Annotated in this window: 10 protein-coding genes; 6 read left to right on the top strand and 4 right to left on the bottom strand. The window is 66.4% G+C overall.

The window, feature by feature from the left end; all coding sequences use genetic code 11:
- Positions 1–17: 17 nt before the first annotated feature.
- Complete coding sequence (locus tag ABT392_RS15380) at positions 18–680, bottom strand: hypothetical protein (RefSeq protein WP_464970813.1); 663 nt, start codon at positions 678–680, stop codon at positions 18–20.
- A 198-nt stretch (positions 681–878) separates the two neighbouring features.
- Between ABT392_RS15380 and ABT392_RS15375 the strand changes: the two genes are divergently transcribed.
- Positions 879–1295: a polysaccharide deacetylase family protein gene (locus tag ABT392_RS15375; RefSeq protein WP_395385382.1), complete on the top strand. Its 417-nt coding sequence runs from the start codon at positions 879–881 to the stop codon at positions 1293–1295.
- A 15-nt stretch (positions 1296–1310) separates the two neighbouring features.
- Complete coding sequence (locus tag ABT392_RS15370) at positions 1311–1814, top strand: polysaccharide deacetylase family protein (protein WP_395385383.1); 504 nt, start codon at positions 1311–1313, stop codon at positions 1812–1814.
- Positions 1815–1851: 37 nt separating this feature from the next.
- Here the strand turns inward: ABT392_RS15370 and ABT392_RS15365 are convergent, their stop codons facing one another.
- Positions 1852–2361 carry a response regulator gene (locus ABT392_RS15365; protein ID WP_334278232.1) on the bottom strand — a complete coding sequence of 170 codons (510 nt, stop codon included), beginning with the start codon at positions 2359–2361 and terminating at the stop codon, positions 1852–1854.
- 281 nt (positions 2362–2642) lie between these two features.
- Here ABT392_RS15365 and uvrA point away from each other — a divergent pair, with 281 nt between their 5' ends.
- Complete coding sequence (uvrA, locus tag ABT392_RS15360) at positions 2643–8270, top strand: excinuclease ABC subunit UvrA (RefSeq protein ID WP_395385384.1); 5628 nt, start codon at positions 2643–2645, stop codon at positions 8268–8270.
- 7 nt (positions 8271–8277) lie between these two features.
- Here the strand turns inward: uvrA and ABT392_RS15355 are convergent, their stop codons facing one another.
- Complete coding sequence (locus ABT392_RS15355; protein WP_334278230.1) at positions 8278–9654, bottom strand: cation:proton antiporter; 1377 nt, start codon at positions 9652–9654, stop codon at positions 8278–8280.
- 160 nt (positions 9655–9814) lie between these two features.
- Between ABT392_RS15355 and ABT392_RS15350 the strand changes: the two genes are divergently transcribed.
- The 3 genes from ABT392_RS15350 to ABT392_RS15340 all read left to right on the top strand — a co-directional run bounded on the left by ABT392_RS15350 (position 9815) and on the right by ABT392_RS15340 (position 12196).
- Positions 9815–10063 carry a type II toxin-antitoxin system Phd/YefM family antitoxin gene (locus ABT392_RS15350; protein ID WP_334278229.1) on the top strand — a complete coding sequence of 83 codons (249 nt, stop codon included), beginning with the start codon at positions 9815–9817 and terminating at the stop codon, positions 10061–10063.
- A 78-nt stretch (positions 10064–10141) separates the two neighbouring features.
- A complete protein-coding gene (locus ABT392_RS15345; protein ID WP_334278228.1) occupies positions 10142–10639 on the top strand; it encodes a PIN domain-containing protein in 498 nt (165 codons plus the stop codon).
- Positions 10640–10657: 18 nt separating this feature from the next.
- Positions 10658–12196: a tryptophan halogenase family protein gene (locus ABT392_RS15340; RefSeq protein WP_464970812.1), complete on the top strand. Its 1539-nt coding sequence runs from the start codon at positions 10658–10660 to the stop codon at positions 12194–12196.
- Between the two features lie 24 nt (positions 12197–12220).
- Here ABT392_RS15340 and ABT392_RS15335 read toward each other — a convergent pair whose 3' ends face one another.
- On the bottom strand, positions 12221–12406 hold the full coding sequence (locus ABT392_RS15335) for a hypothetical protein (RefSeq protein ID WP_334278226.1): 186 nt from the start codon (positions 12404–12406) through the stop codon (positions 12221–12223).
- Between the last annotated feature and the right edge of the window lie 9 nt (positions 12407–12415).

Below are 12415 nucleotides of genomic sequence, written 5' to 3'. Positions count from 1 at the left end.
CTGGCACAAGCGGCCGCTCAGTCCCGTTGGAATTCCGGCAGGTCCCGCAGCTTGCTGATGGCGCCCCACATCCGCTCAGCCAAGGGCAGTTGAGTGGCCGCGTGGCTCCGCGAAATCACGGCGTAGAAGTCCTCGCGCCGCAGCGCGCGCGGCAGCACGACCAGGGGCTTGAGCTCCGGGTCCGCCAGTGCGAACTCGAACTCGTCCTGCAAGCCCAGCGCCAGGTCGAAGCGGCCCGCCGCCAGCATGCGCAATTGCAGCTTGGCGGTCAGCGCAGTCTCGTCAATATTCACCGGCAGGCTACGGACCGCGTTGACGGCGACGCTCTGGCTGGCGCGGATGCCGATCTTGACCATCTGGCCCGCCGCCTGGCCGGTGAGGCGATTGCCGTCCCAGTCCAAGGGGCTGTCGGCGCGTTTGACCCAGACCAGGTTCAGGCGGGCGACACGTCGATCCGGATCGGGCGCCGCGCCAGTCATGGGGAATTGGAACTCGGCGAGGTTCTGCGGGGTGGGCCCGGCCAGGCTCATGTCGGCGGCGCCTGCCGCCAGCATCGCACGGCAGCGCCTGAGGGGATAGCGCTGCAACATGACACTGACGCCCGCTGCGCGCCCCGCCGCGACCAGCAGCCGCTCCCCGCGCCCAAGGTGGCGGGGGTCGTTGCTGATGTAGGGAAGCACGGGCTGGTCGCCAACGCAGACGCGCCAGATTCGGAGGGCGTCCTCTGCGGCCTGGGACCGCAACGGGGTCGTCAACATCAGAAAGGCCGCCAGGACTGCCAAGCTGCGGAGTGCGTGCATGGCGCCGAGCATAGGATCGGGCCGGCTCCACCGCAAGCCGAGTCATGGACGGTCGTGGCCTGGGCACAATGTGTGGCCATGAACCTCCTGCGGACATGCTTCATCGTCGGATTGCTGCTGTGCGGCGCTGTCATGGCCGCGCCTGCCGACAAGCGCATCGCCATCAGCGTCGACGATCTGCCGCTGGCCAATCAGCGGCCCTTGAGCCTTGCCGACAAGCAGGCACAGACCGAGCGGATGCTGGCCGCGCTGCGCAAGCACCATGTGCCTGCGATAGGCTTCGTCAACGAAGACCGCCTGCAGGTGCGTGGCGAGGTGGATGGGCATATCTCCCTGCTGCAGCGCTGGCTCGATGCCGGCATGGAGCTGGGCAACCATGGCTACGGCCACCTGAGCATGCAGAAGACGCCGTTGGATCAGTACCAGGATGCGGTGCTGCGTGGCGACGTGGTCTTGCGCAGCCTGCTCGTGCCGCGTGGCCAGGCACCGCGCTAATGGCGTCATCCGTATTTGCAGACCGGCAAGAGCGACGAGGAAACGGCGCAGTTCGAGGCCTTCCTCGCGCGGCGCGGCTACCGCGTGGCGCCGGTCACCGTCGAGCATGACGACTACGTGTTCGCCTGCGTCTATGAGCGCGCCGATGCGGCCGGCAAACGGCGCACGCTGGAGGCCTACCTGCCACACCTGGACCTGGCCCTCGATGCCTACGAGCGCATGAGCCAGGAGCTGTTCGCGCGGCAGATTCCGCAGATCCTGTTGATCCATGCCAACGAGATCAACGCTGACTCGCTGGATGCCACGCTGCAGCGGCTGCGCGAGCGCGGCTACCGCTTCATCACGCTGGACGAGGCGCTGGCCGACCCGGCCTATGCCTCGCCGACGGCCGCGAGCAAGCAATTCGGCTCCTCCTGGCTGGCGCGCTGGGCGCGGGCGCTGAACAAGAAGCTGTCGTTCTACGGCCAGCCCGATCCGAGCGGCTGGGTGGCAGAGCGCTATGCGGCCGAGTGCCGCTGACCCCCCGGTCCCTCAAGGCGCCAGCACGGCGCGCGGCTCAGCTGTTCATGCCGGGCAGCTTGAGCCAGCGTGAGAGGCGCGTGCGCAAGGCAGTGAAGTCCAGGGGTTTGGTCAGATGCTCATCCATGCCTGCGTTCATGCTGGCCAGCACATCGGCTTCCAGGGCGTGGGCGGTGAGGGCCAGGATGGGAAAATGGGCCAATTCGCCACGCTTCTGCAGTTCTCGCAGCCGGCGGGCGCATTCGAGGCCGTCCATGCCGGGCATCTGGATGTCCATCAGCACCAGGTCTGGTGCGCGCTGGGCGCATTGCTGCAGAGCCTCATGGCCGTCGCAGGCCAAGCGGCTCTGCACGCCCATCAGCGACAGGAATTCCAGCGCCACCACCTGGTTGATCGGGTTGTCTTCGACGAGCAGCACATCGGCCGGCACTGCCGTTCCGGCCTGCTGATCCGCCTCGCCTTCGTCCGGTGAGGCAGCACTGTGCGACGGCCCGGTGCTGGCAAACAGCGGGACCGTCGGAAGCGGCGAATGGCTTGCGAACTTCATCGTTGACCTTGTCTTGACGGCTGCCACTTCCTGTCGGGCACCTGCTGGTACCGCTCTCCCTGGACAGCCGCTCACGGGTTTCTTGGCGACGCTTTGATTCTGGCCATGCTGATGCTGCAAATCATGGGCAAGGCCCAAAAAAGAATAAAGGGGTTTACCCTATGTTTTCTCGGAGCGCAGGCTGCTGCCAACCTCTGTCAGTAGGCATGCCCCCAAGAGCTGTGCAGACGTACAGGGCTCCCTAGAATGCCTGACCCTCATCCCGCGCAGGTCTCTACAGCATGTCAGACGGTCGAATCCGCATCCGAGGTGCCCGGCAGCACAACCTCAAGAATCTCGACCTGGACATCGCCACCGGCGAACTGACCGTCGTGACCGGGCCCAGCGGCTCGGGCAAGTCCAGCCTGGTGTTCGACACCCTCTATGCCGAGGGCCAGCGCCGCTACGTCGAGACCTTCTCGGCCTATGCCCGCCAGTTCCTGGACCGCATGGACCGCCCGGCCGTCGACAAGGTCGACGGCGTGCCGCCGGCCATCGCCATCGACCAGACCAACCCGGTGCGCACCAGCCGCTCCACGGTCGGCACGATGACCGAGCTGAACGACCACTTGAAGCTCCTGTTTGCCCGCGCCGCGTCCTTGTACGACAAGGAAACGGCACTGCCCGTGCGGCACGACACGGCGCAGACGATCTATGCCGAGCTGCTGGAGCGCACCAAGGACACGGATCCGCGCCTGGTGCTGACCTTCCCGGTCGAGCTGCCGGCCAACACCACGGCCGAGCAGGTGGAGCAATGGCTGTCGGCCAGCGGCTTCACGCGGGTGCAGGCAGAGCGCATGGTCGGTGATCGCAAGATGCTCGATGTGGTGGCGGACCGCTTCCGCCTCCAGGGTGCCGACAAGCAGCGTGCGATGGAGGCGATTGAGCTCTCGATCAAGCGCGGCAGCGGTCGCCTCACCGTCTACGTGCTCGCCGAAGAAGGCGAACCCGTTGTCTGGAAGTATTCGACCGGCCTGCACTGCCCCGAAAGCGATCTGCGCTATCAAGACCCGCAGCCGCCGCTGTTCAGCTTCAACTCGGCCATGGGCGCTTGCGAGAGCTGCCGCGGCTTCGGCCGCGTGATCGGCGTGGACATGGGCCTGGTCATCCCAGACGAGAAAAAGACGCTGCGCAACGGCGTGATCAAGCCGATGCAGACGCCGGCCTGGGCCGACTGCCAGGCCGACCTGCTGAAGTACGCCGGCGAGGCCGGCATCCCGCGCGACACGGCCTGGAACCAGCTCTCGCAGACCCAGCGTGACTGGGTGGTCAACGGCAGCCCGAACTGGAACGGCAACTGGAACAAGCAGTGGTACGGGGTCAAGCGCTTCTTCGAGTACCTGGAGAGCAAGGCCTACAAGATGCACATCCGCGTGCTCTTGTCCAAGTACCGCAGCTACACCGAATGCCCGGCCTGCGCCGGCGCGCGGCTGAAAACCGAAGCGCTGCTGTGGCGCGTGGGATCGAAATCGCTGGCCGATGCGGCCCTGCCCGCAGGCCAGCGCGTGATGCCGACGGGCGTCGCCTGGTCGCGTGCGCAGCTCGAAGCGCTGGACGGCCTGTCGCTGCATGACCTGATGCAGTTGCCGCTGCATCGCCTGCGCCGTTTCATGGACGAGTTGGAGCTGCCGACCACGCTGCTGGACGAGGCTTTGAAGCTCTTGCTGGACGAAATCCGCAACCGCCTCAAATACCTCTGCGATGTGGGCATCGGCTACCTGACACTGGACCGCCAGAGTCGCACACTCAGCGGCGGCGAGGTGCAGCGCATCAACCTGACCACGGCCCTGGGCACCTCGCTGGTGAACACGCTGTTCGTGCTGGACGAGCCCAGCATCGGCCTGCATCCGCGCGACATGAACCGCATCGTCGAGGCGATGAAGCGGCTGCGCGATGCCGGCAATACGCTGGTGGTGGTCGAGCATGACCCGGCCGTGATGCTTGCTGCAGACCGTTTGATCGACATGGGCCCAGGCCCCGGCGAGAAGGGCGGCCAGATCGTCTTCGACGGCACGCCCGAGCAGATCCGCGGGGCGGACACGCTGACCGGCGCCTACCTCGGCGCGCGCAAGCATGTGGGCATGGGCCTCAAGCGCATCGTCGATGAGGGCACGCCCAAGCTGATACTGACCGGGGCGCGCGAGCACAACCTGCGCAACCTGTCGGTCGAGTTCCCGCTGCAGAAGATGGTGGTGGTCACCGGCGTCTCGGGCTCGGGGAAGAGCACGCTGATGCAGGATGTGCTCTACCCGGCACTCGCGCGGCACTTCGGCCAGGCGACGGAAACGCCGGGCCAGCATGATCAGCTCCTTGGCGCCGACTGGCTGGCCGATGCGGTGTTCGTCGACCAGTCGCCAATCGGCAAGACGGCGCGCTCCAACCCGGCGTCCTATGTCGGTGCCTTCGACGAAATCCGCAAGCGCTTTGCCGATGCGCCGCTGGCGCGCGAGCGCAGCTACACGGCCGGCTATTTTTCATTCAATGCCGGCGACGGCCGCTGCCCCACCTGTGGCGGTTCGGGCTTCGAGCATGTGGAGATGCAGTTCCTCTCGGACGTCTACCTGCGCTGTCCCGATTGCGATGGACGCCGCTTCCGCGCCGAGATGCTGGACGTGAAGCTCTTGCGCGGTGATCGGGAACTGTCGGTGTCCGACGTTCTCGAGTTGACGGTCAGCGAGGCCGTTCAACTGTTCAAGGACGACCGCGAGGTTGTTGCCAAGCTGCAGCCCATCGTCGATGTGGGCCTGGAATACGTGAAGCTCGGCCAGCCCGTGCCCACGCTCTCGGGCGGTGAGGCGCAGCGGCTGAAGCTCGCCGGCTTCCTGGCCGATGCTGCCAGCAAGCCACGCCAGGCGGTGGCCAAGAAGGGCACGCTCTTCATGTTCGACGAGCCGACCACCGGCCTGCATTTCGACGACATTGCCAAGCTGATGCGCGCGATGCGCAAGCTGCTGTCCATCGGGCACTCGCTGATCCTGATCGAGCACAACCTCGACGTGATCCGCGCGGCCGACTGGCTGATCGACCTCGGCCCCGAAGGTGGTGAGGATGGCGGCGAAGTGATTGCCGTCGGTACGCCGGAGGACCTGAAAGACCATCCGACCTCGCACACGGCCCTGGCCCTGCGTGAATACGCGCTGCACATGGACCAGCCCGCCACCAGGGTGGAGGAGGGCCGGCCCTTGCAATATGCGATCCGCGCCAAGCGGGCGGCTGGCGAGGAGGCGATTCGCATCGTCAATGCGCGCGAGCACAACCTGAAGTCGGTCGATGTTTCGATCCCGCGCGGCAAGTTCAATGTGATCACCGGCGTGTCGGGCTCGGGCAAGTCGACGCTGGCCTTCGACATCCTGTTCAACGAAGGCCAGCGCCGCTACCTGGAATCGCTGAATGCCTATGCGCGCTCCATCGTGCAGCCGGCGGGCCGGCCCGAGGTCGACGCGGTCTGGGGCATTCCACCGACGGTGGCCATCGAGCAGCGCCTCTCGCGCGGCGGCCGCAAGAGCACGGTGGCGACCACCACCGAGGTCTGGCATTTCCTGCGTCTCCTGTACGTGAAGCTGGGCGTCCAGCATTGCGTCAAGGACGGCACGGCCGTCAAGCCGCAGAGCGTCGAATCCATCGCCGCGCAGTTGCTGCGCGACTACCGCGGCCAGCATGTGGGCCTGCTCGCGCCGCTGGTCCTGAACCGCAAGGGCCTGTACACCGATCTGGCCAAATGGGCCAAGGCGCGTGGCCACACACATCTGCGCGTCGATGGCGAATTCATCCCGACCTCGCCCTGGCCGCGCCTGGACCGTTTCAAGGAGCACACGCTGGAGCTGCCGGTCGGCGACCTGGTGATCTCGCTGGACAAGGAATCCGAGCTGCGCGAGCTGCTGGCCAAGGCCCTGGACCTGGGCAAGGGTGTCTTGCATCTGCTGGCGCCGCTGGACCAGCTCAATGCGGCGATTGCCGATGGCCAGTCCACGGCCGGCATCGGCGAGCTCAAGGTCTTCTCGACCAAGCGCGCCTGCCCGACCTGCGGCGACAGCTATGCCGAGCTGGACCCTCGCATGTTCTCGTACAACAGCAAGCACGGCTGGTGCCCGCACTGCGTGGGGACAGGTCTTGCCTTGACGCGTGAACAGCGCAAGGCCTTGGATGAGACCATGCAGGACAAGGACCGCCGCGAGCAGAAGTTTGCTGATCAGGAAGCGGAGGTCGAAGGCCTGGCCGATGAGCCTTGTCCGGAATGCCATGGCGCGCGCCTGAACGCCTCGGCCCGTTCGGTCACCTTCGAGGAGGAGTCCATCGGCACCGTGGCTTCATGGAGCGTTTCGCAAGCGCGCGAATGGGCGCAGGGCCTGAACCTGACGGGGCGCGATGCGGACATCGCCCGCGATGTGGTGGTCGAGATCCTCGGCCGCCTGGAGTTCCTGGAAGAAGTGGGCCTGGGCTACCTGACGCTGGACCGCGCCGCGCCCACCTTGTCCGGTGGCGAAGCGCAGCGCATTCGCCTGGCGGCACAGCTGGGCAGCAATCTGCAGGGCGTCTGCTATGTGCTGGACGAGCCGACCATCGGCCTGCATCCGCGCGACAACCAGATCCTCCTGAAGGCCTTGGCCACGCTCAGCGACAAGGGCAATACCCTGGTGGTCGTCGAGCATGACGAAGACACGATACGCCGGGCCGACCACATCATCGACATCGGCCCCAGCGCCGGCAAGCGCGGCGGCCAGGTGGTGGCGCAAGGCACGGCGGCCGAGCTGGCCTTGCATCCCGATTCGCTGACCGGCCGCTTCCTTGCCAAGCCCTTGCTGCATCCGCTGCAGCCGCGCCGCGAGGTTGACCCTGAGGCGTCCAAGCTGCGCGTGCTGGAGGCCAGCCTGCACAACCTGAAGTCGGTCACGGTCGATGTGCCCTTGCATCGCCTGGTGGCCGTCACCGGCGTGTCGGGTTCGGGCAAGTCCACGCTGGCGCGCGATGTGCTGCTGGCCAACATGGCGATGGCCGTGCCGCTGCGCAAGGACCCAGCGAAGTGGGTGGGCTGTGCCGGCATCGAGGGCCACAAGCAGGTGGATCGCGTGCTCGAAGTCGACCAGACGCCCATCGGCAAGACGCCGCGTTCCTGCCCGGCCACCTACATCGGCTTCTGGGATGCGATCCGCAAGCTCTTCGCCGAGACGCTGGAAGCCAAGGCGCGCGGCTATGCGGCCGGCCGGTTCAGCTTCAACACCGGCGAGGGCCGCTGCCCCGGCTGTGAAGGCCAGGGCATGAAGACCATCGAGATGAGCTTTCTGCCGGACGTGAAGCTGCTCTGCGACCAATGCCATGGCCAGCGCTTCAACCCGGAGACCCTGGGCGTCAGCTGGCGGGGAAAAAGCATCGGCGACGTGCTGGCGATGGAAGTGGACGAGGCGGTCGAGTTCTTCGCCGCCATGCCCTCGATTGCGCACCCCTTGCAGTTGCTGAAGGACGTGGGGCTGGGTTATCTCACGCTCGGCCAGCCTTCACCGACTTTGTCGGGCGGCGAGGCGCAGCGGATCAAGCTGGTCAGCGAGCTGGTCAAGGTGCGCGACGACGTCACGCGCCGCGGCCAGAAATCGCCTCACACGCTCTACGTGCTGGACGAGCCCACGGTGGGCCTGCACATGGCCGACGTCGAGAAACTCATCCGTGTGCTGCACCGCCTGGTGGCCGGCGGCCATTCGGTCGTGGTGATCGAGCATGACCTCGACGTGATCGCCGAGGCCGACTGGGTGATCGACCTGGGCCCCGAAGGCGGCAACGCCGGCGGCCAGATCGTCGTGCAGGGCACGCCGGAGCAAGTTGTGAAGGCCGGCACGCATTCGGGCCAGGCGCTGAAGCCCGTGCTGGCCCGCGCCTAACCGAGCCTCAGGCCAGGTGGCTGGACGGCGAGCCGGGGATGGCCTCGAGCTCGCCGCTCTCGCGGGCCTTCTTGCCGTAGAAGAGCTCGAACAGCGGGCTGGCCATCATGGTCGTGATCACGGCCATCAGCACCAGCATCGAGAACAGGGCCGGCCCGATGATGCCCTTCTGCAGGCCGATATTGATGATGATCAGCTCCATCAGGCCGCGCGAGTTCATCAGCGCGCCGATGCCCAGCGCCGTGCGGTTGTCTTCGCCCGACAGGCGTGCCGCCAGGTAGCAGGCGCCGAACTTGGCCAGCACCGAGGCAGCCAGCACGCCCAGTGCGATCAGCAGCAGCTGGCCCGAGTTGATCATGTCCAGCCGCGTGTTCAGGCCGGAGTAGGTGAAGAACATCGGCAGCAGGAGGATCACGGCCAGCGGCTCCACCTTCTTCTTCAGCTCGGTCGCGAACAGGCCGCGCGGCATGGCCACACCGAGGATGAAGCCGCCGAAGATCGAATGGATGCCCACCGCGTCCATGACGAAGGCCGAGGTGCAGAACAGGATCAGGGTGATGGCCAGCACCGTGTGGCTCATCTCGCCTTCCCGCTCGACCATGCGGCCCAGCGGCGCCAGCAGCCTGCGGCCGAAGATCAGCACGAAGCCGGCCCACAACACACCGCCGCCGATGGCCAGCACCGCCACTCCCGGGCCTGCGCCGAAGGCAGCCAGCACGACGGCCAGCACGCACCAGGAAGCCATGTCGTCGAAGGCGCCCGCCGTCAGCGACAGGGTACCCAGCGAAGTGTTGGCGAGGCCCCGCTCATTGATGATGCGGGCGAGCATGGGAAAGGCCGTCAGCGCAATGCAGGCGCCCATGAAGAGCGTGGCATTGGTCTGGGAGATGCCTGCGGCGAACAGCCCCGGCACGGTGAGCAGCAGGGGCGTGATCAGGAAGGCGATGACAAATGGAGCTGTGATGCCCGCGAGCGACACGCCCATGGCACTCCGCGCCTTGGTGGCGAAGTGGTCCAGCCGCAGCGTCGTGCCGACCAGGAACATGTAGAGGCCCACGCCCAGCTGGGCGCCCGAATACAGGACGTTCTTCATCTCCTTGGGGAAGATGGCGGCCTGGATGTCAGGGAAGAACAGGCCCAGCAGCGAGGGGCCGAGGATGACGCCGGCAATCATTTCGCCGACGACCTGGGGCTGGGCGAGAAAGCGGCGGCCGGCCCAGCCGACCACGCGACAGGCCAGCATGATGATGGCCAATTGCAGGAAAAAGCGGATGCTGAAGTCGCCGGGCGCAAAGGTCTGCGCTACGGCGGGAGCCGCCGGGCCATGCTTGGCGAAGACGTCGCTGACGATGGCCAGCAGGCCGCTGAGGGAATCGAGTGCCATGAAATATCCGGTGCTTTCGCGGCGGCCAGTCCGTGGCCCGCGTTCGGAGCGCACTGTGCCAGTGGGCTTCCGCTTGTCCATCCGGATCAGCAGATTTGTGCCTACGTACCTACATCGATGCCGATATCATGCGGCTTTCTTCGACCCCGGGGTGTCCGGCATGAAGCTGCTGACCAGCCGCGAATTCAACCAGGACGTGAGCCATGCCAAGCGTGCCGCGCGCAGCGAGCCGGTGCTGATCACCGACCGGGGCCAGCCCACCCATGTGCTGATGAGCATTGCCGAGTACCGCCGCCTCAGCGGCGAGAGCGACAGCATCCTCGACATCCTGGCCATGCCCAATCTGGTGGAACTGGACGGCGGCGACAGCCCCGACGGCGCCTGGGATCACCGCGAGCCCATCGAATGAAACAGCCCCCACGCTCCCTTCGCTCGCTGCCCCCCGAGGGGGCGCTTCAGTGCCTACGGGCGGCCGGGCGGCACTGAGATGTACCTCCTGGACACCGCCCTGGTGCTGGAGCTTCGCAAGGCCAAGGCCGGCCAGGCCGACCCCGGACTGGCGGCCTGGGCGGGCAGCATTGCGCGCCAGAAGCTCTTCATTTCTGCCTTGAACCTGCTGGAGATCGAGAACGCCGCCGCCCGGCTCGGCCGCAAGGACAAGGCCGCCGGCCTGCTGGTGCGCGAATGGATAGACGAGCATCTGCTGCCAGCCTTCGAGGGTCGGGTCTTGCCGGTGGATGCAGCGGTCGTGCGGCGGCGCGCGCAGTTGCCCTATGCAAACACGCGTGACGGCTTGCTCGCTGCCACGGCGCTGGAGCATGGGCTCACGCTGGTGACGCGGCGGGTCTCGTCCTTCCGCGCCGGTCGCGTCAAGCTCCTGAACCCGTCCGGCTACAGTGCGCAGCCCAGCGAGGACGAAGAAGACTGGGGCCAGGGTGCACAGACTGGCCATCTCTGGCTCAAGAACCTCTACGTCAGAACCTGAAATGAATCGATGCAGCGAATGACGACGAACAAACAACGCATCCTGGTTGTCGGTGGCGGCACCGCCGGTTGGCTCACCGCTGCCTACTTGGCGAAATTCCTGGGCCTTTCAGAGCGCAGCCATCTCGAGATCACGGTGCTGGAGTCGCCCGATATCGGCATCATCGGCGTCGGCGAAGGCACCTTCCCGACGATACGCAGCACCCTGCAGTTCCTGGGCATTGACGAGCGCCGCTTCATCCGCGAAACCTCGGCCACCTTCAAGCAGGGCATCCGCTTCGTCGACTGGGCCCATGCGCCGCGCGGCGAAGAGCGGCATCAGTTCTTCCATCCCTTCGAGGCGCCCTTCTATACCGAGGGCACGAGCCTCGTGCCCTACTGGCTGCTGCAGGACGAAGCCACGCGCCAGCCCTTTGCGAAGGCGATGACGATCCAGGAGCGGGTGGCCGAGGCCTGCCGCGCGCCCAAGCGAGCGCATGAGGCGGCCTATGCAGCGCCGCTGAATTACGCCTATCACTTCGATGCGATGCGCCTTGCCACGGTCCTGGCTGAGCGGGCGCGGGAGCTGGGTGTGCAGTATGTCGAGGCCACGCTGAGCGGCGTCATTCGCGATGCCGCGGGCGCCATCGAGCACATCGACACCTTGCAACATGGCTCTTTCAAGGCCGACCTCTACGTCGACTGCACGGGCTTCCGCGCCGAGCTGATCGGCGAGGCGCCAGGTGCGACTTTCAAATCGGTGCGCCAGCAGCTCTTCACCGACCGGGCGCTGACCTGCAAGCTGCCGCTGGACCGGCCTGAGGCGCCGATGGAGAGCTGCACCATCGCCACTGCGCATGAGGCCGGCTGGACCTGGGAGATTGGCCTGAACGGCTCGCGCGGCATCGGCTGCGTCTATTCGAGCGATCACATCAGCGACGAGCGCGCGGCCGAGATCCTGCGCGCCTATGTCGGCCCCGGCCATGAAGACATGGTGACGCGGAGCATCCCATTCGCGCCCGGTTATCGCGAGCAGCAGTGGGTGAAGAACTGCGTCGCGGTGGGCTTGTCGGCCGGCTTCCTGGAACCGCTCGAATCGACCGGCCTGGTGCTGATCGAGGCCGCCATCGGCATGATCGCCGAGATGCTGCCGCACAGCGGCCCGATGGAAGCGCCGGCGCGCCGCTTCAACGAGCTGATGCGCACGCGTTTCGAGAACATCGTCAGCTTCCTGAAGCTGCACTACTGCCTTAGCCAGCGTGGCGAGCCCTTCTGGCGCGACAACGCGGAAGCGGCCACCATCCCTGAGCGCCTTGCCGAGCTGCTGGAGCAATGGAAATTGCGCCCGCCCGGCCGCTTCGACTTCGTGCTGGATACCGAGAGCTTCGCCTTCTTCAACTACCAGTACATCCTCTACGGCATGGGCTTCAGGACCGACCTGAGCGCGGGCCGTGAGGACTTCCATCAGGTGGCCGAGGCCGACAAGCTGTTCGCCAAGATCCGCCGCTTCGGCGACCGCGCGCTGAACGACCTGCCCAGCCACAAGGCGCTGATCGAGCAGATCAACTCATCGGTTTAGCTCGGCTGCTGGTCGGGCTCGACCTTAGGCCACTTCGTTGAGGTTGCGGCCCACCGAGCCTGATTCCGCCAGGCGCTGAGGCGGCGGCGGTGCCGGTGCCTTTTCAAGCTGCTTGGGCGGCTCGGGCGGGCGCTCCACCTTCTGGGCGCGCTGTGGCGCTGGCGCCGGTGCGGGAGGCGGGGCGCTGGAGACGGAGCTGGTGGAGGGCATCAGGAACTC

The organism is Paucibacter sp. JuS9 (genome assembly GCF_044043925.2).
GTDB lineage: Bacteria > Pseudomonadota > Gammaproteobacteria > Burkholderiales > Burkholderiaceae_C > JAUASW01.
This window is presented reverse-complemented; position numbering and strand designations above follow the sequence as displayed.